Source organism: Pseudofrankia coriaricola (genome assembly GCF_032027725.1).
Taxonomy (GTDB): Bacteria; Actinomycetota; Actinomycetes; order Frankiales; family Frankiaceae; genus Pseudofrankia.
The window spans coordinates 1-22870 of the sequence record NZ_JASNFO010000036.1 but is presented as its reverse complement, the minus strand read 5'-3'; the positions used below and the strand labels follow the sequence as shown (position 1 = coordinate 22870).

The following is a 22870-nucleotide window of genomic DNA, read 5'->3' as shown; positions in this document are numbered from 1 at the left end:
CACCAGTCCGCACTGATCCACCAGTCCGCACTGATCCACCGATCCGCGCCGACCTGCACCGAACCTCGGCCCGTTCCCTGGCACCGCCGAGGAACGGGCCGATTTCACCGCCCTTTTCCTTACCTGACCGAAATGGATGGACCAGGCATGCTCAGGACAGAGATCTCGCCCGACCGGGCTGACCGCGTATGGCGATGGCGGCGGCCTGCGGCCACGCGCTGGGGCGCGGCGGCCTTAGCCGCCGGCCTGGTCGCCGTCCTGGCCGCCTGCGGTGGCGGTAGCGGCGGTAACGCGGGCGCCTCCTCGTCGGGAGCGCCAAGCGCGGGCGGGCTGCTGGGGCCGTCCAACCCGGCGAAGGGCACGCCGGTGCGGATCGGGCTGATCTCGGATGACAAGGGCCCCGTCTCGGACCTGTCCATCGAGACCGCCGTCGCCAAGGCCACCGTCGGCTACCTGAACGACCACAAGGGCGGTATCGCCGGCCACCCGATCGAGCTGGTGACGTGCAAGGCCCTCGCCGACCCGGCCAACGGCACGGACTGCGCGAACCGGATGGTCGAGGACAACGTGACCGCCGTCCTCGTCGGCACCTCCTCGGTCGTGGAGAGCATCTGGCAGCCGCTGCAACAGGCGCATATGCCGACGTTCCTCAGCTATGGGGCCGGAGACATGCTGAAGAACGCCGACACGACGTTCTTCCTCACCGACTTCTCCTACCCGGTCAAGGCGGTGATCCAGCAGGCCAAGGACAAGGGGGCGAAGAAGGTCACCGCCATCACGATCGACGTCCCCGCCGCGATGGGCGTTTGGAACGATGTCGCGCCGGCGATGTTCAAGTCGGCCGGCCTCCAGCTGGAGGTCGTGCCGATTCCCCCGGGCACCGCCGACATGACACCGCAGATCCAGAGCCTGATCTCTCGCGGCGATCCCGGGGTCGTGCAGGTCGTGGGCAACGACGCGTTCTGCATCAGCGCCTTCAACGGACTGCGGGCCGTCGGGTTCACCGGCGTCGTGGTCCCGCACCCGAACTGCATGTCGGACAAGACCCGGACGGCGGTGCCCAGCAGCTTCCTGAAGGGACTGGTCGTTCCGGGGGTCGCGCCCGTCGGCGTGGACAGCCCCTCGACACGCCTTTACAAGGCCGTCGTGGCCGCATACGGCGGCAAGGGCATCGACACCGGCAGGGTCGCCGGGCTGTCGATGTTCACGCAGGTCGCCGCCTTCCAGCTGGCGACCGCGAAGATCTCCGGTGACGTCACGGCCGAGTCCATCGTCGCCGCGATCCGGGCGATGCCGGAGCAGGACCTGCCGGGCGCGGGCGGCCTGCGGTTCCGGTGCAACGGCAAGGCCATCCCGAGTGAGCCGGCGGTCTGCGTCCGTGGCTGGCTGACCACCACCCTCGACGACAAGGGGCAGCCCACCGACTATCTGCCCGTCGGCGTCACGCCGATCGAGAACTAGTGCCGGCCGGGCGCGTCCGGCCAGCCGGCCAGCCGGCCAGCCGGCCGGACGCGCCCGCAAGGCGCCGCCGGATCGCGGATGAGGCGAGTGCGCGGACGGCCGCTTGGTGGATCTCGCGCTCGTTGCGCTGGCCGCCACGCCGTCTCTGGCGGGCATGGCACCCACGAGGCGGCCGCGGGGCCCTGGTCAGCTGTACAACGGAGTGCAGGCAGATGTCCCCCAACGCGAAAGGTTGACCGGAATCGATGTGTCCTGATCAATCCGACGCGGCATACGACCTGTCCGCGGTGCCTCTTCCACCGGACACCGTGGGCCTGCTGGAGGGGCTGACCACCACCCGGGCCATCCGGCGCTACGGCGACGAGCCAGTGCCGGAGGAGGCGTTGCGGGCGATCCTGTTCGCCGCCACGCGGGCGCCGAGCGGATCCAATCGCCAGCCGTTCCGATTCCTCGTGCTGACCAGCGGTCCGAAAGCACAAGAAGCCAAGAAGATCATTGCTGGCGGCGCCCGCCGGATCTGGGGTGGCAAGCGGAGCGCGGACCAGTACGAGCAGGGCTCGGGAGCGGTGGCCGACTCGCCCAAGGCTCGGATGGCCCGGACGATGCAGGAGTTTGTGGACACCTTCGAACGGGTGCCCGTGCTGATCCTGCCGTGCCTCGTCCGCTACCGCGACCCGACGCCCAGCGAGGGTGCGTCCGTGTACCCGGGCTGCCAGAACCTGTTGCTCGCGGCGCGGGCCTTGGGCTACGGCGGCGTGTTCACGGGCTTCAACTTCGCCGTCGACGCGGAGCTACGGGCGTTGCTGGACGTTCCCGACAACACGTTCATCGCGGGCACCATCACTCTCGGCCGACCGGTCGGCCATCAGGGACCGGTACGCCGCCGACCGATGCCGGAACTGGTGTACAGCGAGTCCTGGGGTGAGCCCGCGCCGTGGGCGGTCGACCCACCGGGCACAGCCTTCACCTCCGCGGGGCCGCCCAGATCCGCCATGCGCCGTGAGGAATAGACCCCGCTGGGATCGCAGATCGCACGTGGTCGGTTGCCTCGCTCGAGCCGTGCGACGGCCCTGGCGATGTCCGTACCGGAATCGACCGTTTGCGAGCCGTTGTTCTGGAGCGTTTAAACCGCGCCGATCCAGGCGCAACAGTGAGCCGGCGCGTGACGCCAGGAGTCAGCCGGGTCCATCGCTGGCGGCCGCGAGGAGTGGCACCACCAGGTCGCTGATCGGCGTCGGGATGCCGCGGGCCCGTCCGCGACGCAGCACGACACCGTTGCGGGTGTTCCATTCGAGCGGCCGGTTGGCTTCGCGGTCGGCGAGGATGGAGGTGCCCATGTCGGCCGGGTAAGCCTGGAAGCTGTCAACGATCTCTTGCGGCACCTCGTCGCTCAATACCGCGCCCTCGGCTCGGGCAACCTCTAGGCACTCCCGTAGATAGGCCAGAGACAGCTCGGCAATATCGGCCCTGGCAAATATGCCGGCGCGGCGGCCCGTGAGGACCATCAATCCGGCGACCGCGTTCTGCAGCAGCTTGCGCCACGCCACAGACTTAAAGTCCGTGGCCAGGTCGACCGAGCACCGAGTGCCGCGCAGAGCCTCGAGCACCACACGAGACGCCGGCGTGTCCGGCAGGGTGAGGCGCGCTTCGCCGCGCAACCACACCGTACCGTCGGGCTGCGCTTGGGCGGGGAACCACACGACCGAGGGGACGACCCGTGCGCCGGAGAGGTAAGACGCGATAATCGATCCTTGCTCGACGCCGTTCTGCAGAACACAGACAACGGTGTCTGCACCGCACAATTCCGTCAACCATGGTGCTGCCGCCTCAACCTGCGTCGACTTGACGGCAAGGAAAACAAGGTTGACCGCTCCCTCAGCCTGTGCCGTGTCGATCTGCACAGGCCCCGGCACGACGACGCGACCTTCTTCTACGTGCAGCTCGAGGCGTTCACGCGCTGTGCGGCCATAAATCCTCGGTGTATGGCCGATCTCATGCAGCGCCGCCGCCATGACCGTGCCGATCGCCCCCGGACCCACAACTGCGACGGTTGGATTCATCGACATCATCATCTCCCTTGAGTAGTCCCGGCCGTCCTGGACAGCCAGCCGAGCAGAACCTTGCGTCTCAGACAGATCGTCTAGGCGAGGGGGTCCGGGTGGTCGCGGCCCAGGACGCGTTCCCGGTCAGCCAAATTCCGTTCGTGCAGGTTGATCGCCTGCTTCACCCGCCCCGCCACCTGGTAAGCGCCGGCCAGGCGGTCTCGCGAGGCTAGCGTGTGGGTGGTCGACACGCGGGGCACGATTCTGATCAGCGAGGGTCCGTTCGTACAGTCCGACCGCGACTGGGGCTGGCCAGCCGGAAGCGGGCGTCCCGACGTCGGGCGGGACACGAATGCCGGGGTACTGAGGTACCGCCGCGTCGCGTCCGCGATGCGGACGGACCGTGAGAAAGATTTCAAGGTATACGCGCTGGGCTGGCCGCGCCGCCGTCACTGCCGAGGACCAGCGCGGCGCCGTGCGGTCGCGTCCGGCGGCCCGATGTCCTCTGGGCGGTGCCGTCGCCGACGCGCGTCTCCCCGATCATCGTCGGCCCGGCACCGGCGCCGCCGGCGGTGGCTACGACGGCTTGCCGGGCGCGGTTTCTCGTGGACCACCACCCGGTCACGCCGCCCGCGCACCAGGACTGCCGAGGTCTTCTTGGCGGGCCGTTCGTGCATGAACGCTGCAACACGGCCGCATCGGGGCGTCTCCGGCGCAGGTCAACGGCCCGCTGCGGCATCTCCGAAACCCGTCGTTGACATGACGCTGGGTTACTTCTATCGTCCCATCGTCAGATCAATATCTCTAGATATTTAGCCCCTTCCGCCCGGTGGCACCCTTGGATGTCCCGTGCGCAAACAGACCAGCGCGGTCTCGGTCGCCCTGATCGTCGCCCCGGCGGCGGGGCCGCCCGAGACGCCTGCCGCTGCCCGCTGGCGTTGACGCGTGGCCGCGGATATCCCCTTCGAGCATCGGCGGACCCCATGGTCCGCCGACGGGCGAGCGGTACCCGCCGCGCGCCACCGCCGAACGCACTGTGAGAGGGGCAAAACCATGTCAACATCCAAGCGTACACCCGCGAGGAGAACCCGGTTCCGAAAACTGGCCACGCTCTTATTGGGCGCCCTGACGAGCCTGATGCTGATGCTCACCGGCGGGACCGCGCACGCGGCTGGCGGGGTGTCGCTGCCGGGTGACGAGTCGCCGCACGTCAGTGCCGGAATGGAATGGTGGTACATCACCGGCCACCTCAGCGGGAAGGACCTCCTCGGAAAGACCCATTCGTATGGCTTCGAGACCCTGATCAACCGCGTCGACGGGCTCTCCACCGCGCCGGTGGCGACCATCTACAACGGGAACTTCGCGATCGCGGACCTCACCCGGGGCACCTACACCTCCACCAAGAGCCTCTACAGCATCGGCCCGGACTCGGTTCCGGCCGGCGGCGGCTTCAGCGTCAACGCGGGCACCATTCACATCGATGGCAAGAACCGCGTCAACCATTTCTCCGGCGGCTTCTCCGACGCAAGCTACGTCTTCGGTACGATGACCGCGAGCCAGTCCACCCCGGCCGCGCTGCACGGCAACGCCGGCACCATCGGCTACGGGCCGTTCGGAACCTCGGGCTACTACTCCGAGACGAACCTGAAGGTCAACGGGACGCTGTTCGACCACGGCATGCCGGTGCTGGTGACCGGCACCGCCTGGCTGGACCACCAGTGGGGTAACTGGACGCCAGGCCAGGGTGGCTGGGAGTGGTACAGCCTGCAGCTGTCGAACAACACCCAGTACATGCTCTACTTCATCCGGGACGCGAACGGCAACTACGTCGAGACGATAGGCACCCGAGTCAACGCGGACGGCACGACCACCAATCTGCCGGCAGCGCAGCTCAGCCGCACGACGACGGCCACGTGGAAGAGTCCGAACACCGGAATCACCTATCCGGTGGCCTCGACGGTCAACATTCCTGGCGGGACGCTCTCCGTCACGCCACAGCTGGTGAACCAGGAGGTCTGGAGCAGCCTCATTCCTCAGGGCAACTACTGGGAGGGCACCGCGACCGTGGCCGGCACGATCAACGGCCAGGCCGTCACCGGGATGGCATACGCCGAGGTCATTCCGTTCATCGACATGCCGGGCCATGGCTACGTCTGGCAGTCCGTAAAGGACCTGCTCGGCCTCTGACGAAGGACCTGCCCGCGGCCCCGGGGAAACCCGAGGCCGCGCGGCGGCGTGACTCGCGGCGACGGATACCCGCGCTGGCATGCGTCGTCTCGTGGCATCGCCGGACGCCGGGAAACGCCCCACGCCGCGACCGTCCGGACCGCCCGCGGTGCCCCGGTCGCGCGCGGCGCAGGCTGCTCGCTCGCTACAGGCCGGGCACGACGCGCAGGTCACGAACGGCGCCGCCGTCGAGGGCGGCGAGGGCCTCCTGGTAGGCGGCGCTGTCATGCGCGGCCCGGGCGGCCTCGACCGAATCGAATGTGATGAGCACGGTGCGGGTCTTCTCCCCAGCCTCGTAGGTCAGCTCAGGAATGCCACGGGCTATGAAGGTGCCGCCGGCGGCGCGCAGGGCCGGACCGGCCAGCTCGGCGTACGCCGCGATCTTGCTCTCGTCGACGATCTCCTTGTACACACTGATCCAGTAGGCAGTCATGAGGCCATCGTGCCCGAGGCCGGGACACAGACGGGGCTCAGTCCCGGGCGATCGTGGCAACGTTTCCGGTAGAGGTCGGTGGCTTCGGTTTCGTCGTCGAACCCGATCGCGCCCGGCTCGCGGACCTCGCCCAGCGACTCCGGGACGGACGCCTCAAGCCGATCATCGGGGCCGTGCGGACACTCCGGGAAGCGCCCTCCGCGTTCGCCCCCGACCGGCGCACCCCCGGCAAGACGATCATCAGGGTCACGGACGACCGAGAGTCGTCATGATCGGAATACGGATCCGGTGCACGGGCTCGATGTCGGTCTCGCCGCCGAACGGGTGCCGTCCGGTCCCGGCGTAGGCGACGAGCCTGCCCCAGGCGAGCACGTCGGTCGCTGATCCGATGGGCTGACCGGTCAGCTGCCCACCGCGTTACTGGGTTACTGGGGCGCCTGTTCTCCGGGGGTCATGAGGCCGTGTTCGTAGGCGAAGACGACGAGTTGGGCCCGGTCGCGGGCGTGGACCTTGGTCATGGCCCGGTTGACGTGGGTCTTGGCGGTGGCGGGGCTGATGTAGAGCTGGTCGGCGATCTCGTCGTTGGACAGGCCGCGGGCGACCAGGATGGTGATCTCGCGTTCGCGGGTCGTGAGCTCGCTCATCGCGGGGAGTGCTGCGTGGGGGTGCGCCGTCGGGCGGGTGAGGAATTGCTTGATCAGGGTCGTGGTCGCGGTGGGGGATAGGAGCGATTCGCCGGTGGCGACGGTCCGGATGGCGTTCAGGAGTGCCGCTGGGGCGACGCCTTTGCCGAGGTAGCCGCTGGCGCCGGCCCGCAGGGCGGCGAGGATGAGCTCGTCGGTCTCGAAGGTCGTCAGGACGAGGACGTGCGTGCCGGCGAGGGCTTGGTCCGAGGTGATCTGGGCGGTGGCGGCGACACCGTCGAGGTCGGGCATGCGGATGTCCATGAGGACGACGTCGGGCATCGTCGCTCGCGCCACGGCGATGGCCTCGACGCCGGTGCCGGCCTCGCCGACCACCTCCATCTCGGGCACCGCGTCGAGCAGCAGCCGGAAGGTGGCGCGCAGTAGTTCCTGGTCGTCGGCGAGCACGATCCTGATTGAGGCGGTCATGGCCTGGGCTTCTCTGTGGGGCGGTCCGGCTTGGTCCGGAGCTCGGCGGTGACACGGTAACCGCTGTCGTCGGTCGGGCCGGCCTCGAGCCGGCCGCCCGTGGCGCGTGAGCGTTCGCGCAGGCCGATCAGCCCGTGTCCGGTCCCGGCACGGCGGGCGTGACTGGGCTGGGGCGTGGGCGCGTTGCGGATCTTGAGGTTGAGGTGACCGCTGGTCCAGTGCAGTATGACGGCGACGGGCGCGCCGGGGGCTTGCCGGGGGCGTGCTTGGTGGCGTGGTGAGCGTCTCCTGGACGATGAGGTAGGCAGCCAGGTTGTTCTGGTGGTTGAGTTCGTTGTCTGGCTGCCGCGGGACCGGATGTCGCGACCAAGGTCATTTTCTCGGTGGTTGCCGCCCCGGCCAGTGCCGAAGGCCGCACGCCCAGATACCGCATCCGTGGTGGTCCAGAACCACCACGTAGGGATGATGGCGAGGGCGCAGTCCCGGACATAGTGGTGAGGAATCAGCGATCAGCCTGGAGCCCGCCTGTGGCCAACGATTCTCTTTCGGTGACCGGTCGCGCTCGATCGTCCCGCTGTTATCAATGGCGGCGCTGGCCATCGCGCTGTGGCGCGGCTGAAGCGCTGCCGCGCCCGCGGTGCGTTCTTCGTGACTGGCGGTGGATTTGCAGGTCGGCTCCGCTCTGTTGAATTAATGTCCCCGGTTCCCGGGCGCGGCGATGGGAGATTGCGTTCGTACTCCCGCCGGTGCAACAGACCCCGCTAGCCAGTTGGCGATCTCGCCGAGTGCGTCGGACTCGTAGTCCTGGGCGACGGAGCGGCCGAGGTCGGCGATCGACACTTCGCGGAGTGCCGCGCGCCAGGCTCGGTCGGCGGCGATCATCGTGCGGGTGATGGCGCACGGCGCGGTGCACGCCTCCGGTGGGGCGGCCATCGGGCCCCGCTGCCGGATCTCCGTGCACACGAACGTCGGCTGCGGCCCCTCGACGGCCTCGACCACGTCAAGCGCCGTGATCTCCTCCGGCGGGCGGGTCAGCACGTACCCGCCGGACTTGCCCTGCACCGAGTGCACCAGCTCCGCGCGGGACAGCGCCTGCAGGTGCTTGGCCAGGTACGTCGCCGAGACGCCGTGCAGCTCTGCCAGGCGCGCCGCGGGGACCGGCTCGGTCGCCGCGGTCAGCACCACGCAGCAGTGCAACGCCGCCTCGACCCCACCGGACAACCTCACGGATTCAGCGTATCGACGACAGCTTGACTCGGACAACATGTATCTGGGTATGCTCAAACTCGGACATGATGAATCCGAGTTAAGGAAGGCTGGCACCATGAAGATCGCGGTCATCGGCACGGGCCTCATCGGATCCCAGGTCGCGCGGAAGCTCGCGGCGGCGGGCCACGAGGTCGGCGCGCACTCGCGTGCCACCGGCGTCGACCTGCTCACCGGGGCGGGGCTCGACGAGGCGGTGCGCGGCGCCCAGGTCGTCGTGGACCTGACCAACTCCCCGACCTTCGACGAGGCCTCGGTGGACTTCTTCCGCACGTCGGTCACCAACCTGCTGGCCGCCGCGGAGCGGGCCGGCGCCAGCCATGTCGTCGCGCTGTCGATCGTCGGTGCCGACCAGGTGCCCGACCTGGTCTACTACCGCGCCAAGACCCTGCAGGAGGACCTGGTCAAGGCCGGGCCAGTCCCGTACTCGATCGTGCGCGCCACCCAGTTCATGGAGTTCGTCCCGGCGGTGCTGACCTGGACCACCGACGGCGACGTCGTGCGCCTGCCGGCCACGCCGATCCAGCCCATCGCCGCCGCCGAGGTCGCCGACGCCGTCGCCGGGGTCGCGGCCGGCGCCGCGCTGCGCGGCACGCGCGAGGTCGGCGGGCCAGATGTCTTCCCGCTCGACGAGCTGGGCCGCATCACCCTGGCCGCGACCGGCGACAGCCACCAGGTCGTCACCGACGACACGGCGGGCATGTTCGCCGCGGTCAAGGGCGACGTGCTCACCACCTCGGAGGGTGCCCACATCGCCGCCACGCACTACCGCGACTGGCTGCGGTCGCGCTGACCCGGCGACCCGCCTCAACCCGGCCTGGCCGCCCCGATCTGATCCGATCCGGGCATCGCGCGCGCCGTAGTTGTCATACTCTGCCGGGGTTGCGCCTCCTGGCAGGCAGGGCGACAGAACAGAGGGCGTCATGCGCAGGATCCTGATCGTCGGCGGCGGCTACGCCGGCTTCTACGCCGCCTGGAAACTGGAGCGGAAGCTCCGTTCCGGCGAGGCCGAGGTCACCCTCGTCGACCCTCGCCCGTACATGACCTACCAGCCGTTCCTGCCCGAGGTCGTGGCCGGCTCGGTCGAGGCGCGGCACGCCGCGGTGTCGCTGCGCCGCCACCTGCGCCGCACTCGGGTTGTCGCCGGCACGGTGACGGCCATCGACCACGAGCACCGCGTCGTCACCGTCCAGCCCGCCGACGGGGACACGTTCGAGGTCACCTACGACCTGATCGTCGTCACCGCCGGCGCGGTCACGCGGAAGATCCCCGTGCCCGGCATCGCCGAGCAGGCGATCGGCCTCAAGCACGTCGAGGAGGCCGTCGCCATCCGGGACCAGCTGCTCACCGCGTTCGACCGGGCCGCCGCGCTCCCGCCCGGGCCGCGGCGGCGCAAGCTGCTCACGGTCACCTTCGTCGGCGGTGGTTTCTCCGGGGTGGAGGGGTTCGGCGAGCTGTTGTCGCTGGCGACAGCGCTGTTCAAGCGCTACCCGGAGCTGCGCCGTGACGAGCTGGGGTTCCACCTGGTCGAGGCCTCCGGCCGCATCCTGCCCGAGGTCACCGACCGGCCGGGACGCTGGGTGGTGCACTCGCTGGAGCGGCGGGGCGCGCACGTCCACCTGAACACCCAGGTGACGTCCGCCGTCGACGGGCACGTGGTGCTCTCCACCGGCGTGGAGTTCGACTCGGAGCTGATCATCTGGACGGTGGGCAACGGCGGGAACCCGGTCATCGGCAGGCACACCGATCTCCCGGTCGACGAGCGCGGCCTGGTCGTCGTCCGGCCGGACCTGCGGATCGGCACCGAGAGCGACCCCGTGCCCGACGCCTGGGCGGCCGGCGACGACGCCGCCGTGCCCGACCTCGCGTCGACTGTCCCGGGCGCGCGCACGGTGCCCAACGCCCAGAACGCCTACCGCCAGGGAAAGCTGCTGGCCCACAACCTCGTCGCCACCCTGCGGGGCCGGGAGCCGAAGAAGTACGTGCACCACAGCCTGGGCGCCGTCGCGACCCTGGGCCTCGGCCACGGCATCTTCCAGTATCGGCGCATCGTCGTCACGGGGCTGCCGGCGTGGCTCATGCACCGCGGCTACCACGTGCTGGCCGTGCCGAGCTGGGAGCGCAAGGCCCGGGTCTTCGCCATCTGGCTGACCGCCGCGCTGTTCGGCCGCGACACCCTCTCGCTGGCCGCCGTGCAGCACCCCCGGGCCGCCTTCGTCAGCGGTGGCGAGCCGTCCGCCCTTCCGGAGTAGGACGGACCGCGATCGACCTCCGAGGGCCCGGGGCCCGGCCGCCGCACCCCGGGCCCCGGACCCGGCCGCTGGGCCCGGACACCGACCCCTTGAGCCCGGGCCCGGCCGTCGGCGTGCTCCGGGCCCTCGCACCCCGCTCACCTCCGCCTACACGGGCTCGGCCCGCGTCCCAGACTTGGTCTGAGCTGCCGGAATGGGGCGCGATGGATCTACACTTGCGTGAGCTTGCGGTGCCACAGGGGAGAGAGACGCCGATGACCACGCCAGGGCAGCCGACCGGCAGTTTTAACTACGCGCCTCCCGGGTCGACGGGCGGCGCAGCGATTCCACCCCCGTCGGCCCCGGCGGCTCCCACGGCGCCGCGAGGTCCCGGGGCCCCGGGCGCCCCCGTGCCGCCGACGCAGCCACGGGGGGCCAGGTCACGGCTGCCGGGGAGGCGCCAGCGCGGCGGCGGGGTCAGCTGGGTGGTCTACGCGGCGACCGTCATCGTGCTCGTCCTCGCGATCCTCGTCGTGCTGTTCGTCGCCCAGAACGACCAGCGGGTGACCATCTGGCTGTTCGGCACCCGCAAGTACATGTCGGTGGCCGGCGCGCTCAGCATCGCCGCCGCCGCCGGGCTGGTCGTCGGGCTGCTGCTCGGCGTCATCACCCAGATCCCGGTGCGCCGCAAGCTGCGGGCCGCCAAGCGCCGCCTGGAGGGCTGACCGGCCCGCCGGCCCGGGCCCTCCGGGCGCGCGCTGGCGCGGGACCGGCGAGGGCGGGCGAAGTGAGAGCTGGGTCGCGAACGGACTGGTGACGGTGGCGGGCCGGATATCGTCCGGCTCGTGACGGCGTCTCGAACCGATCTCCCGGCCGACGCGACGGCGCCGGTGCGCCATCCGGACGCGCCGGCGCCGGGTACCGCGGTGCCCGCCCACTACGCGCACTGCTTCGGGTGCGGGGCCGCCGAGGAGCACGGGCTGCATCTGGCGATCGTCGCTGGCGAGGGTGTCGAGCTCGCGGCGACGCTGGAGGTCACCGAGCACCATCAGGGCGCCCCAGGTCTCGCGCACGGCGGGCTGCTGGCGTCGGCGCTCGACGAGATCCTCGGCATGCTCGGCCATCTGACGCGGATGAGCTGCGTCACCGCCCGGCTGGAGACCGACTTCCGGCGGCCGGTGCCGGTGGGCTCGACCCTGCACCTGCGCTCCCGGGCCGACGGCGTCGCCGGGCGCAAGCTGTACGCGAGCGCCGAGGGGCGCCTGGACGCCACCGACGGGCCGGTCGCGGTCCGGGCCCGCGCCCTGTTCGTCCAGGTCGGCCTGGAACACTTCGCGGAGCACGGCCGGGCCGAGGAGCTTGAGGCGGTCGCCCGCGACCCGCACCTGATCAGCATCCCGGACTACACCGTCAACCCATAGCGGGACGTCGTCCGTCGTCCCCGGCGCGCGGGGCCGCGTGGGGCCGGCGCCGCGGGCTCGAGCTCATGCCCGGACATGACGGGGGGTGCGCGCGAGGCCGGCCGGGACAGGTGGTAAGCGGATTTGGCGGATGCGCGCGACACGCCGTGATGGGGCCACCCATAGCCGCTTACGGCCCGTCTTGTCGGTACGCTCCAGTCGCGGCCAAGGTCTGCTGCTGGACCAGCGGCTGGTGCTGTGCCACCGGCCGTGCCGCCCCTCGCGGAAATGGCAGGTTCATTCGTGGCTGGATTCTCCGACGCGCCCTCGGTGGGCGGTGCTTCCCGGGTGCCCTTCGGTGAGGTCACCATCGAGAAGCCGCGGATCCCCGAGGAAGGCCGCCTCGAGCTGGCCCACGACGACGACAAGGTCGGCCAGCGGGGTCCGACGGGACGGCCGATGCCGCTGTTCCCGGTGCCCGAGCCGCTGACGTCGCACGGTCCCGCCTGGGTGCTCGCCATGTGCAACCAGAAGGGCGGGGTCGGCAAGACCACGAGCACCATCAACCTGGGCGCCGCGCTCGCCGAGTACGGCCGCCGGGTGCTGCTCGTCGACTTCGACCCGCAGGGCGCGCTGTCGGTCGGCCTGGGCATCAACCCCAACCAGTTCGAGCTGACCGTGCACGACCTGCTGCTCGGCGGTGGTGACACGGACATCAACGACGTCATCATCGAGACCCAGGTCGAGAACCTCGACCTGCTGCCCAGCAACATCGACCTGTCGGCCGGCGAGGTGCTGCTCGTCAGCGAGGTCGGCCGCGAGCACAGCCTGACGCGCACCCTGAGGCCGGTCCTCGACGAATACGACGTCATTTTGGTCGACTGCCAACCGTCGCTCGGCCTGCTGACGGTGAACGCGCTTACGGCCGCCGACGCCGTGATCATCCCATTGGAGTGCGAGTACTTCGCGCTGCGTGGTGTCGCGCTGCTGCTGCAGACCATCGACAAGATCAGGGACCGGCTCAACTCCCGCCTCGACCTGGCCGGAATCCTCGCGACCATGTACGACGCCCGCACCCTGCACGCCCGCGAGGTGCTCGCCCGGGTCGTCGAGCGCTTCCCGGACGAGGTGTTCCACACGGTGATCAACCGGACGGTCCGTTTCCCGGAGACGACCGTCGCCGGCGAGCCGATCACCACCTACGCTCCGACCTCCGTCGGCGCGGCCGGCTACCGCCGTCTCGCCCGCGAGCTCATCTCCCGCCGGGTGACGCCGCCGGTTGTCGGCTAGGGCGGCGGGCGCTGGACGCGCCGCCCGCCTGTCGGACGCTGAGCGGCGTGCGGCGCTGGACGCGCGCCCTGCCTGTCGGACGCTGAGCGTCCTCCCTGCGTGGTGACGGCTACATGCGTATGGCCGTGGTTGCTGTGGTGCTGGGTCGAGGACGTGGCTGGGTTGGTGGTGCGCTTGAGGCGCCGTCACCTCGCTGTGGTTGCGGGTTGCCTGGGTCTGGCGGTGCTCCTGGCTGCTGGCCGCTGGCGGTGGCGGGGGTGGTGCCGGGCTGAGGACGTGGCTGGGTTGGTGGTGCGCTTGAGGCGCCGTCACCTCGCTGTGGTTGCGGGTCGCCTGGGTCTGGCGGTGCTCCTGGCTGCTGGCCGCTGGCGGTGGCGGGGGTGGTGCCGGGCTGAGGACGTGGCTGGGTTGGTGCTGAGCCAGAGGCGCCGTCGCCATCCCTGGCGTTGCGCGGGTCAGTAGCTTGGGTGCCCGGCCACCCGCCTGGTCGCCGCCCGCTGGGGGAAGTGCGACCCGGGAGTGGGAGAATCGGCGCCTACTTCGGCGTTGTAGGGACGACGGAGACGGACGAACTGGAGGCGGACGACCTCTCGTGCTGTTCCACCTGGCCGAGCCCGCGGCGCTGCTCGGGATTTTCCTTGCCCTGGTCATCGGGGTCTACGCCCACGACACCGCCCAGATCTTCGCCGCAAGGCTGGTGCGCGACCCGACGCCGCTGCGGTCCGGGCGGCTGAAGGCGAGACCGCTCCCGACCCGGGTGGGCCCCTTCAGCGCGGTCGCGATGCTCATCGCCGGCAACGGCTGGACCGAGCCGATCCGGATGAACGAGGTCTGGCGCAAGCGCCGGTTCCACGTCAGCGCGGCGATCCTCGCCGGGCCGCTCGCCTACCTGCTGCTCGCCTTCGGGGCGTTGGCGGGGGTCGCGGGCCTGTCCGAGCCGGCCACGCTGGTCATCGGCGACCGGACCATCGAGTACGACAGCATCGACAGCTTCCCGGCGGAGCTGCTGCTCTCGATGGCCGTCACCTTTGCCGCCATGTTCATTCTGAGCCTGATCCCGATCCCGCCGACCGACGGCGGCCGGTTGCTGTTCCTGCTCGGCCCGCAGTCACCCGGCTGGCGCAACGCGAACTACAAACTCACCGAGACCCACCTCGGCATCATCCTGCTGCTGGTGATCCTCCTCGTTCCGATCCTGCTGCCGAGCCTTCCCTCGATCGTCGGCCAGCTCGTGCCACCGCTGCTGCGCGGCCTCGGCGACATCGTCGGCATCAGCCTGTAGACCAGCGGCGGCCTGTCGGCCAGCGGCACGCGGTTGTCCGTAGCTGGACCGGACGTGTTCGCACGGGGTGCTCAGGTGGCCATGTGCCGGCGCCACGCTGCCGCAGGCCGCCGGCCTGGGCACGCGGCCGGGCGCTGTGGGCGGCATGTCCGCGGGCCGTCGGTGATCGGCGGTAACGTTGCGCCATGCCGCCGGCTCACTCCTCCCTCCCCTCGGGGACGGCCGGGCTGCATGCTGTTCCCGACCCGACCGACCCGACCGACCCGGGCGGTGAGGCCGGTGAGGCCGCGGTCGGCCCGGCCGCCGATGCGCCCTCACCCGACATCCCGGGCCCGCAGGCGAGGCCCGATCACGCGGACAGCGGCCCGCTGGACGGGGTGCTGACCGGGCGGAGCGGGCGCTCAGATGTGTTCGTCGTCGAGCTGGAGAACTTCTCCGGGCCGTTCGACCTGCTGCTGTCACTGATCGCCAAGCACAAGATGGACGTCACCGAGGTGGCGCTGGCCAAGGTCACCGACGAGTTCGTGGCGCACATCCGGCGGCTCGGCGACCGGTTCGACCTCGGGCAGGCCACCGAGTTCCTGGTGATCGCCGCGACCCTGCTGGACCTGAAGGCCGCCCGGCTGCTGCCGTCGTCGGGCAGCGAGACCGACGACGAGGACCTCGCGCTGCTCGAGGCGCGTGACCTGCTGTTCGCCCGCCTGCTCCAGTACAAGGCCTACAAGGAAGCCGCCGCGATCTTCCAGACGCTGATGGCGCTGGAGGCCCGGCACACCCCGCGGGCGGTGCTGCTGGAGCCGCGCTACGCGGCCGCGCTGCCCGAGGTGCAGATCACCATCGGCCCGTCGGAGCTGGCGGCGCTCGCCGCGAAGCTGCGGGAGCCGGTGCTGCCGCCGCTGGTCGCCACCGACCACGTGCACGCCCCACGGGTGAGCGTTCGCGAGCACATGCTCGTCGTCATCCAGCGGTTGCGGGAGCTTGGTGTCGCGTCGTTCCGCACGCTGTGCGTCGGCTGCCTGGAGACGATCGAGGTCGTCGCCCGGTTCCTGGCGCTGCTGGAGCTGTTCCGCGAGGGCCGGATCTCCTTCGAGCAGGACCTGCCGCTCGGCGAGCTGGTCGTGCGCTGGTCCGAGCAGCAGCCGGACAACCTCGACATCGGCGGCGGCCTCGTCCCGGTCGCCGAGCTGGCCGCCCGCAGCAGCTTCGACGAGGACGAGGACGGCGTGCACGACGAGGAGGGGCGTTGACCGAGGCCACCGGTGACACCACGGGTACCGGCGACGGCGAGACCGCGGGCGGCATCCCGTGGCCGCGGGTCATTCCCGACCGTCCCCCCGAGCCGCGGGCCGACCCCATGGCCGACTCGACGGACGGTGCCGACTCGGCGGACACCGCCGCCCCCGACACATCTGCTCCCGACACATCTGCTCCCGGCACGTCCGCCCCTGACAGGCAGGGCCGCGAGCCTGGCGCGGCGGCGGACGTGGCCACGGCGGCGGACGCCACGGACGCGGCAGGCGCCACGGACGCGGCGGACAGGACGGAGGCCCCGGACGCGGCGGACACCGCGGACCGGCCGCCGCTGCGGACGCTCGTCGAGGCGGTGCTGATGGTCGCCGAGAAGCCGGTCGGCGTCGCCGAGTTCGCGACCGGGCTGGAGGCGCTGGCGCTGGACGTCGAGCGGGTGCTCGCCGAGCTCGCCGCCGAGTACCGCCGCGACGGCCGGGGCTTCGACCTGCGCCACGTCGGCGGCGGCTGGCGCTTCTACACGGCGGAGGACTGCGCGCCGTGGGTGGAGAAGTTCGTGCTCGCCGGGCAGATGTCGCGGCTGTCACAGGCCGCGCTCGAGACGCTGGCCGTCGTCGCCTACCAGCAGCCGGTAAGCCGCGGCCGGATCTCGGCGGTCCGCGGCGTCTCCGCCGACGGCGTGATCCGGACACTGACCGCCCGCGGGCTGGTCGAGGAGGCCACCACCGACCCAGAGACCGGCGCGATCCTCTACCGCACGACCGACTACTTCCTGGAGCGGATGGGCCTGCGTTCCCTGGACGAGCTCCCGCCCCTCGCGCCGCTGCTGCCTGGCATCGACGACATCGAGGACATCATCGCCCCCTGACCCCCGCCTCACTTCTGCGCCTGGCTGTCCGTGGGGTCCCCCGGGTTCCTCCCGGATCGGCGACAGGGTTCCTGCCGGATCGGCGGAGCCGATCTGGGAGGTAAGCGATCTGGGAGGTCTGCTGGGAGGTCCGGATTGGCCGCCGAATGGCGTAGACCCGGACGTTCCGGTGTGGGTTGGGCCGACACCTAGCCAATCGGTGGGGGAGGCCGTGATGAACTGGAAGGGGACCCGTCGGCGATGAGGCCGTCGGGCGCGGCGAGGGACGTGGTGGAAGCGGTGGCGACGGTGGTCGAGACGGACAAGCCCGAGGGAATCCGGCTGCAGAAGGTGCTGGCGGCGGCCGGCGTCGGCTCGCGCCGGCACAACGAGGAGCTGATCGACGCCGGCCGGGTACGCGTCGACGGGCAGGTCGTCCGTGAGCAGGGCCGCCGCGTCGACCCGGAGACGGCGGTCATCGAGGTCGACGGTGAGCGGGTCGTCACCAGGACCGGGCTGATCCACCTGGCGCTGAACAAGCCGCGCGGCGTGCTGTCGACCATGGCCGACGACCAGGGCCGCGCGACGATCGCCGAGCTGCTCACCGAGTTCGGCTCGCATCCTGGCCTGTTCCACGTCGGCCGGCTCGACGCCGACAGCGAGGGCCTGCTTCTGGTCACCAACAACGGCGAGCTGGCGCACCGGCTCACCCACCCGTCCTTCGGCGTGCCCAAGACCTACCAGGTCGAGGTCAACGGCCCCGTCCGCAAGGAGACGCTGCGCTGGCTGCGCGTGGGCGTGCAGCTGTCCGACGGGCTGGTGCGGGCCGACAACGTCCGCGTCATTGACCAGGCCGGCTCCCGGGTGCTCATCGAGCTGGTGCTGCATGAGGGCCGCAACCGGATCGTGCGCCGGCTGATGGACGAGGTCGGCCATCCGGTGCAGCGCCTGCTGCGCACCGAGTTCGGCGCCGTCCACCTCGGCAACCTGCGCTCCGGCCGTGCCCGCCACCTCACCCGCTTCGAGGTCGGCGCGCTGCACAGCGCCGTCGGCCTGTAGCTGTGGCCGCTGTCCATGCCGCGCCAGCCGATCCGTCGGCCGGCCGCGCGGCGGCGGCGAGGCCGCATGCGGCCGGCGGCTCCCCGGCGGAGCTGCCGCGCCGCGTCGGCATCGTCGGGTCCGGCCTGATCGGCGCGAGCATTGGGCTGGCGCTGCGCCGCGTCGGCGTCGAGGTGCTGCTGCGCGACACCGACCCCGAGCAGGTCAAGCTCGCGGAGGCGATGGGCGCGGGCACCCTCTGGCAGGGCGAGCACGTCGACCACGCCGTCATCGCGGTGCCGGCGCACGCGATAGCCCCCGAACTGCGCGCGGTCCAGCGGGCGGGCCTCGCCGTCACCGCCAGCGATGTCGCGAGCGTCAAGAGCCGGCCGATCGCGGAGGCGGTCGTCGCCGGCGTGGACCTGACGACGTGGTGCCCGGCCCACCCGATCGCCGGCCGGGAACGCGGCGGTGCCGCCTCCGCGCAGGCGGACCTGTTCGCCGAGCGGACCTGGGTGCTCTGCCCGATCTCGCAGACGGACGCCGCGGCTGTCGCCGCCACCGAGGCGCTCGCGCGGGCCTGCGGCGCGCTGCCGGTGCGCGCCACCCCGGACCGCCACGACGAGGCGATGGCCGCGCTGTCCCACCTGCCGCAGGTGGTCGCGAGCCTGCTCGCCGCCGCCGCCCCGCACCTGGCGCCCGGCGAGGTGGCGCTGGCCGGGCAGGGATTCCGGGACACGACCCGGCTCGCCGAGTCCGACCCGGCGCTGTGGTCGTCGATCCTGGAGGGCAATCGCGGGCCGGTCTCGGCGCACGCGCGCCGCCTCGCCGCCGAGCTCGGCGCGCTCGCCGACGCGCTCGACCATGCCTCCGAGGCCAGCGTCACCAAGGTCGTGACCGACATCATGGAACGCGGCCGGACCGGCCGGGCGCAGCTGCCGAGCAAGGCGGGCGGGCAGGCGGCCCGGCCGTGGGGCTGGGTCGGCGTCGTGCTCGACGACCGGCCTGGGCAGCTGGCCGCGCTGCTGACCACGGTCGGCGGCTGGGGGGTCAACCTCGAGGACGTCGCGCCGTTCGAGCACAGCCTCGACGCGCCCGCCGGCGTCATGGAGCTCGCCGTCGCGCCCGACGAGGCCGGCCCCCTGGTCGACCGCCTCAACGCCGCCGGCTGGGTGGCATACCGCCGCTCCTGAGCCCCGCGCCGGGCTGGCGGGCGGGGCGGCGGCGTGGGTCTCGTCACCGGCGCGCAGCCTTGGGCCGTGCCGCCGGTCATGATCCGACCGGGACGAGTAGCCTGATCCCGGCCACGGCGAGTATCGGCGGGTGGGGACGGTACCCCGCGGGCGTGGGCGCAGGTGTGCAAGGACATCCGGACGGAGGGCACGGGGTGGAGCACGACCACGGATCCGGATCGCCGGCAGGCGGCGACGCGGCGGCGGCTGGGCATGGACCCGGGCTGGTGGTCGCGGTCGACGGGCCCGGCGGTTCGGGGAAGTCCACCGTGGCGAAGGCGGTCGCCCGCCGGCTCGGCCTGCGCTACCTCGACACCGGCGCGATGTACCGCGCGGTGACCCAGCTCGCGCTCGAGCAGCGTGTCGACCTGGAGGACACCGAGGCCGTCGCCCAGCTCGCCGAGCGGGCCACGATCACCCCCGGTACCGACCCCGACGGCCCGACGATCGCCGTCAACCAGGTCCGGGTCGACGCTGAGATCCGCACCCGGGCAGTGACCAACGCGGTGAGCGCCGTGAGCGCGGTCGAGGCGGTGCGCCGCAGGCTCGTCGCCCAGCAGCGGCAGATCGTCGCCGACGCGGTCGGAACCACCGGCGGCATCGTCGTCGAGGGCCGTGACATCGGCACGGTCGTCGCCACGGACGCGCCGGTGAAGGTGTACCTGACGGCGTCCACCGAGGTGCGGGCGCTGCGCCGCTCGCGTGAGCTGGGGGAGAAGGGCGTCGACGACGTCGCCCGGACGCTCGCCGAGCTCGGCCGGCGCGACGCGCTGGACAGCACCCGCACGGTCGACCCGCTGCTGGTCGCGCCGGACGCCCTCGTGCTTGACTCGACCGGGATGTCCATCGACGAGGTCGTGGGCTTGGTGTTGCGCCGCTGCGGCGAGGCGGGCTTCGTCGTGCCCACCGTCGCCGGCACCCCCGGGGCGGCGTCGTGAGCACGGGCGACGACGTGCCCGCTGATCCGCCGCCCACCCACGTCACCGAGGCAGCGGAACAGGTGCAGGCGACGCAACCGGCGCCTCCGGCGGCCGGTACCGAGACGGCGCGGGCCGGCGAAGTGGTCCCGGCCGGCGTCCCGGCCGGCCAGGTGGTGCTCGCGGTGGAGCCGGCGCCGGCCGTGCCGCCGTCGGCGGGAGCCAGCCGGAGGACCACGGGGAAGGCACCCGCGCTGACCGCGGCGGGGCCCGCGCATCGGGGCGCCGAGTCGCCGCCGTACAACGACATCCTGCACCGGCTGCTCAAACCGCCGGTACGCTGGGTGCTCAACCATGTGGTGATGCGGATCCGCCTGGAGGGCGTCGACAACGTCCCGAAGGGCGAGCCGCTGATCTTCGCGGGGAACCACTCGAGCTGGCTCGACGGGCCGCTGGTCGTCATCGAGTCGCCGCGCACGGTCCGGTGCCTGACGAAGGTCGAGATGTACAAGGGCATCCTCGGCTGGCTGCTGCGCCTCGTCGGGCAGATCCCGATCGACCGCGGCAAGGCCGACCGGGTCGCGCTGCACACGGCGCTCGACGAGCTCGCCCGTGGCAACGCGATCGGGGTCTTCCCCGAGGGCACCCGCGGCAGCGGCGAGATGGCTGCCGTGCAGCACGGCATCGCCTACCTCGCGGTGCACGGCCGCTGCCGGGTGCTGCCGGTGGCCTGTCTCGGCACGGGCGGCGCGCTGCCGAAGGGGGCGCACTGGCCGAAGCGCTCGGCTCGGGTGCGGGTGGTCTTCGGTGAGCCGTTCACCGTGGAGATTCCGGCGAACCCGCGGTCGCGCAAGGCCTTGGCCGCGGTGGCCGAGGACATCAGGGTTCACCTGGCCGATCATCTGACCGCCGCCCGGTCGGGCGCCCCGGCGCCGGAGATCGCCGCCGGGAACACGGAGGCCGGTCGGCGGGCTGAGTAGGGCGGCGGTACGGCGGTACCCCGGCGAGCGGGGCACCGCCGGCCGCGTTCTGGCCGGCGCCGGGCGGGCCACGGCCGGGCGGGCCACGGCCGGGCGGGCCACGGCCGGGCGGCCCGCACGGGCCGCGTCGCCGCCCGAAGTGGACGATGGTTGCCAGGCGCCAGCCATGGCTCTCCGCGGACAGGCGCGACGGGCCACGGCGCGAGGCGCCTAGGTGGGACAGACGGTCGGCGTAGGACAGTCGACGTGGCAGACGAAGGATGACAGCCGGAGTCGGGGCAGGCGGTGACGCCGCCCGGACCGACGACGCGGGAACGACAGGAAGCAGTACGACGGTGACGACACAGGACAGCCCGAGCCAGGACAGCCCCGCCGTGGGCACCGCATCCGGGGGGCAGCCGGTGCTCGCCGTCGTCGGCCGGCCCAACGTGGGCAAGTCGACGCTGGTCAACCGCATTCTCGGCCGGCGGGCGGCCGTCGTCGAGGACGTTCCCGGCGTCACCCGCGACCGGGTCGCCTACGACGCGACCTGGTCGGGCCGGCGGTTCACGCTCGTCGACACCGGCGGCTGGGAGCCGGACGCGAAGGGCCTGGCGGCCCGGGTCTCGGCCCAGGCTCAGTCCGCCCTCGCGACCGCGGACGCGGTGCTGTTCGTCGTCGACGCCGTCGTGGGCGCGACCGACGCTGACGAGGCCGTCGCCCGGGTGCTGCAACGGTCCGGCCATCCCGTGGTGCTCGCCGCGAACAAGGTCGACGACCAGCGGCTGGAGTCCGACACCGCCGCCCTGTGGAGCCTGGGGCTGGGGGAGCCGTACCCCGTGTCGGCGCTGCACGGCCGGGGCAGCGGAGACCTGCTCGACGCGGTGCTCGCCGCCCTGCCCGAGGCGCCGGCGGAGCGGTTCGACGACGAGGACGGCCCGCGCCGCGTCGCGCTCGTCGGCCGGCCCAACGTCGGGAAGTCCAGCCTGCTCAACAGGCTCGCGGGCGAGGAGCGCTCGCTGGTGCACGACGTCGCCGGAACCACCCGGGACCCGGTCGACGAGGTCGTGACCGCGGGCGGGCAGCCGTGGCTGTTCATCGACACGGCCGGCCTGCGCCGCCGCGTCGGCCAGGCCAGCGGCGCCGAGTACTACTCGTCGCTGCGCACCGCGGCGGCGATCGAGGCGGCCGAGGTTGCGATCGTGCTGCTCGCCGCCGACGAACCGCTCACCGAGCAGGACCAGCGGGTCATCCAGATGGTCGTCGACGCCGGCCGGGCTCTCGTGCTCGCCTTCAACAAGTGGGACCTGCTCGACGAGGACCGCCGGCTCACGCTCGAGAAGGAGATCACCCGCGACCTGGCCCGGATCGCGTGGGCGCCCCGGGTGAACATCTCCGCGCGCACCGGCCGGGCGACCGACCGGCTCGCTCCCGCGCTGCGCACCTCGCTGGAGAGCTGGGGCAACCGCATCCCGACGGGCCGGCTCAACGCGTGGCTCGGCGAGGTCGTCGCCGCCACCCCGCCGCCCCCGCGCGGCGGCAAGATCCCCAAGATCCTGTTCGCCACCCAGGCCGGTGTGCGCCCGCCGCGCTTCGTCATCTTCTCCACCGCCTTCCTCGAGCCCGCCTACCGCCGCTTCCTGGAGCGCCGCCTGCGGGAGGACTTCGGCTTCGTCGGCTCGCCCGTGGAGATCTCCATCCGCGTCCGCGAACGCGACGACCGCCGCCACGGTCGCTGAGCCCGGTCCGTCGCGATCCGGCGTGCTGCCGCGCGCCAGATCACGACGGGCTCCGCTGGCCGGTCAGCTCGCCGCGCGGGATGATCGCGTGGCGGGCTGCCACCCCGGATGTGCCAAAGGCCGTTGATCAGGGCTGGAAGCCCTGAT

Annotated in this window: 22 protein-coding genes; 17 read left to right on the top strand and 5 right to left on the bottom strand. The window is 71.9% G+C overall.

Annotated features, from left to right (window positions below):
* Nucleotides 1-147 precede the first annotated feature (147 nt).
* Both QOZ89_RS20035 and QOZ89_RS20030 read left to right on the top strand, forming a co-directional pair.
* On the top strand, nucleotides 148-1461 hold the full coding sequence (locus QOZ89_RS20035) for an ABC transporter substrate-binding protein (protein WP_071052509.1): 1314 nt from the start codon (nucleotides 148-150) through the stop codon (nucleotides 1459-1461).
* A 245-nt stretch (nucleotides 1462-1706) separates the two neighbouring features.
* Entirely contained in the window at nucleotides 1707-2471 is a 765-nt protein-coding gene (locus tag QOZ89_RS20030; protein ID WP_071052510.1) for a nitroreductase family protein, read from the top strand.
* A gap of 165 nt (nucleotides 2472-2636) precedes the next feature.
* On the opposite strand, the gene QOZ89_RS20025 is transcribed toward QOZ89_RS20030, so the two are convergent.
* Together QOZ89_RS20025 and QOZ89_RS20020 are read right to left on the bottom strand one after the other, a co-directional pair.
* Complete coding sequence (locus QOZ89_RS20025; RefSeq protein ID WP_241842214.1) at nucleotides 2637-3521, bottom strand: oxidoreductase; 885 nt, start codon at nucleotides 3519-3521, stop codon at nucleotides 2637-2639.
* 80 nt (nucleotides 3522-3601) lie between these two features.
* Nucleotides 3602-3754, bottom strand: coding sequence for a tetratricopeptide repeat protein (locus QOZ89_RS20020; RefSeq protein ID WP_312624485.1), 153 nt, complete (start codon nucleotides 3752-3754; stop codon nucleotides 3602-3604).
* Between the two features lie 886 nt (nucleotides 3755-4640).
* On the opposite strand from QOZ89_RS20020, the gene QOZ89_RS20015 reads away from it, so the two are divergent.
* Nucleotides 4641-5690 (top strand): lipocalin-like domain-containing protein, encoded by a 1050-nt coding sequence (locus tag QOZ89_RS20015; protein ID WP_312624483.1) that lies wholly within the window; start codon nucleotides 4641-4643, stop codon nucleotides 5688-5690.
* A 184-nt stretch (nucleotides 5691-5874) separates the two neighbouring features.
* Here the strand turns inward: QOZ89_RS20015 and QOZ89_RS20010 are convergent, their stop codons facing one another.
* Nucleotides 5875-6162, bottom strand: coding sequence for a DUF1330 domain-containing protein (locus tag QOZ89_RS20010; RefSeq protein ID WP_312624481.1), 288 nt, complete (start codon nucleotides 6160-6162; stop codon nucleotides 5875-5877).
* Nucleotides 6163-6215: 53 nt separating this feature from the next.
* On the opposite strand from QOZ89_RS20010, the gene QOZ89_RS20005 reads away from it, so the two are divergent.
* A complete protein-coding gene (locus QOZ89_RS20005) occupies nucleotides 6216-6434 on the top strand; it encodes a hypothetical protein (protein WP_312624479.1) in 219 nt (72 codons plus the stop codon).
* A gap of 153 nt (nucleotides 6435-6587) precedes the next feature.
* Here QOZ89_RS20005 and QOZ89_RS20000 read toward each other — a convergent pair whose 3' ends face one another.
* Together QOZ89_RS20000 and QOZ89_RS19995 are read right to left on the bottom strand one after the other, a co-directional pair.
* A complete protein-coding gene (locus QOZ89_RS20000; protein ID WP_071052515.1) occupies nucleotides 6588-7274 on the bottom strand; it encodes a response regulator transcription factor in 687 nt (228 codons plus the stop codon).
* A 690-nt stretch (nucleotides 7275-7964) separates the two neighbouring features.
* A complete protein-coding gene (locus tag QOZ89_RS19995; RefSeq protein ID WP_241842215.1) occupies nucleotides 7965-8501 on the bottom strand; it encodes an RrF2 family transcriptional regulator in 537 nt (178 codons plus the stop codon).
* Between the two features lie 97 nt (nucleotides 8502-8598).
* Between QOZ89_RS19995 and QOZ89_RS19990 the strand changes: the two genes are divergently transcribed.
* From QOZ89_RS19990 to der, 13 genes are all read left to right on the top strand, one after another.
* Nucleotides 8599-9333: an SDR family oxidoreductase gene (locus QOZ89_RS19990; protein WP_071052517.1), complete on the top strand. Its 735-nt coding sequence runs from the start codon at nucleotides 8599-8601 to the stop codon at nucleotides 9331-9333.
* Between the two features lie 130 nt (nucleotides 9334-9463).
* Nucleotides 9464-10792, top strand: a complete 1329-nt coding sequence (locus tag QOZ89_RS19985; RefSeq protein WP_312624477.1) for an NAD(P)/FAD-dependent oxidoreductase — start codon at nucleotides 9464-9466, stop codon at nucleotides 10790-10792.
* 464 nt (nucleotides 10793-11256) lie between these two features.
* Nucleotides 11257-11496, top strand: coding sequence for a lipopolysaccharide assembly protein LapA domain-containing protein (locus QOZ89_RS19980; protein WP_312624475.1), 240 nt, complete (start codon nucleotides 11257-11259; stop codon nucleotides 11494-11496).
* A gap of 120 nt (nucleotides 11497-11616) precedes the next feature.
* Nucleotides 11617-12192: a PaaI family thioesterase gene (locus QOZ89_RS19975; protein ID WP_312624473.1), complete on the top strand. Its 576-nt coding sequence runs from the start codon at nucleotides 11617-11619 to the stop codon at nucleotides 12190-12192.
* Nucleotides 12193-12474: 282 nt separating this feature from the next.
* Nucleotides 12475-13461, top strand: coding sequence for a ParA family protein (locus QOZ89_RS19970; RefSeq protein WP_071052521.1), 987 nt, complete (start codon nucleotides 12475-12477; stop codon nucleotides 13459-13461).
* A 592-nt stretch (nucleotides 13462-14053) separates the two neighbouring features.
* A complete protein-coding gene (locus QOZ89_RS19965) occupies nucleotides 14054-14743 on the top strand; it encodes a M50 family metallopeptidase (RefSeq protein ID WP_071052522.1) in 690 nt (229 codons plus the stop codon).
* A 185-nt stretch (nucleotides 14744-14928) separates the two neighbouring features.
* On the top strand, nucleotides 14929-15990 hold the full coding sequence (locus QOZ89_RS19960; protein ID WP_312624471.1) for a segregation and condensation protein A: 1062 nt from the start codon (nucleotides 14929-14931) through the stop codon (nucleotides 15988-15990).
* On the top strand, nucleotides 15987-16859 hold the full coding sequence (gene scpB / locus QOZ89_RS19955) for an SMC-Scp complex subunit ScpB (RefSeq protein ID WP_312624470.1): 873 nt from the start codon (nucleotides 15987-15989) through the stop codon (nucleotides 16857-16859). The genes QOZ89_RS19960 and scpB overlap by 4 nt, the downstream gene beginning before the upstream one ends.
* 279 nt (nucleotides 16860-17138) lie before the next feature.
* Entirely contained in the window at nucleotides 17139-17897 is a 759-nt protein-coding gene (locus QOZ89_RS19950; protein ID WP_241842217.1) for a pseudouridine synthase, read from the top strand.
* Between the two features lie 2 nt (nucleotides 17898-17899).
* Nucleotides 17900-19069, top strand: a complete 1170-nt coding sequence (locus QOZ89_RS19945; RefSeq protein WP_083419624.1) for a prephenate dehydrogenase — start codon at nucleotides 17900-17902, stop codon at nucleotides 19067-19069.
* A 194-nt stretch (nucleotides 19070-19263) separates the two neighbouring features.
* Nucleotides 19264-20046, top strand: coding sequence for a (d)CMP kinase (gene cmk / locus QOZ89_RS19940; protein WP_071052523.1), 783 nt, complete (start codon nucleotides 19264-19266; stop codon nucleotides 20044-20046).
* Complete coding sequence (locus QOZ89_RS19935; RefSeq protein WP_083419625.1) at nucleotides 20043-21005, top strand: lysophospholipid acyltransferase family protein; 963 nt, start codon at nucleotides 20043-20045, stop codon at nucleotides 21003-21005. Before cmk ends, QOZ89_RS19935 begins: the two co-directional genes overlap by 4 nt.
* Nucleotides 21006-21340: 335 nt before the next feature.
* Nucleotides 21341-22723 carry a ribosome biogenesis GTPase Der gene (gene der, locus QOZ89_RS19930; RefSeq protein ID WP_071052524.1) on the top strand — a complete coding sequence of 461 codons (1383 nt, stop codon included), beginning with the start codon at nucleotides 21341-21343 and terminating at the stop codon, nucleotides 22721-22723.
* Nucleotides 22724-22870: the final 147 nt, after the last annotated feature.

Coding starts and splice junctions, on each gene's coding strand:
- QOZ89_RS20035 (WP_071052509.1), top strand. CDS start 148: ATGCTCAGGACAGAGATCTCGCCCGACCGGGCTGACCGCGTATGGCGA.
- QOZ89_RS20025 (WP_241842214.1), bottom strand. CDS start 3,521: ATGAATCCAACCGTCGCAGTTGTGGGTCCGGGGGCGATCGGCACGGTC.
- QOZ89_RS20010 (WP_312624481.1), bottom strand. CDS start 6,162: ATGACTGCCTACTGGATCAGTGTGTACAAGGAGATCGTCGACGAGAGC.
- QOZ89_RS20000 (WP_071052515.1), bottom strand. CDS start 7,274: ATGACCGCCTCAATCAGGATCGTGCTCGCCGACGACCAGGAACTACTG.
- QOZ89_RS19990 (WP_071052517.1), top strand. CDS start 8,599: ATGAAGATCGCGGTCATCGGCACGGGCCTCATCGGATCCCAGGTCGCG.
- QOZ89_RS19985 (WP_312624477.1), top strand. CDS start 9,464: ATGCGCAGGATCCTGATCGTCGGCGGCGGCTACGCCGGCTTCTACGCC.
- QOZ89_RS20030 (WP_071052510.1), top strand. CDS start 1,707: ATGTGTCCTGATCAATCCGACGCGGCATACGACCTGTCCGCGGTGCCT.
- QOZ89_RS20015 (WP_312624483.1), top strand. CDS start 4,641: ATGCTGATGCTCACCGGCGGGACCGCGCACGCGGCTGGCGGGGTGTCG.
- QOZ89_RS19960 (WP_312624471.1), top strand. CDS start 14,929: ATGCCGCCGGCTCACTCCTCCCTCCCCTCGGGGACGGCCGGGCTGCAT.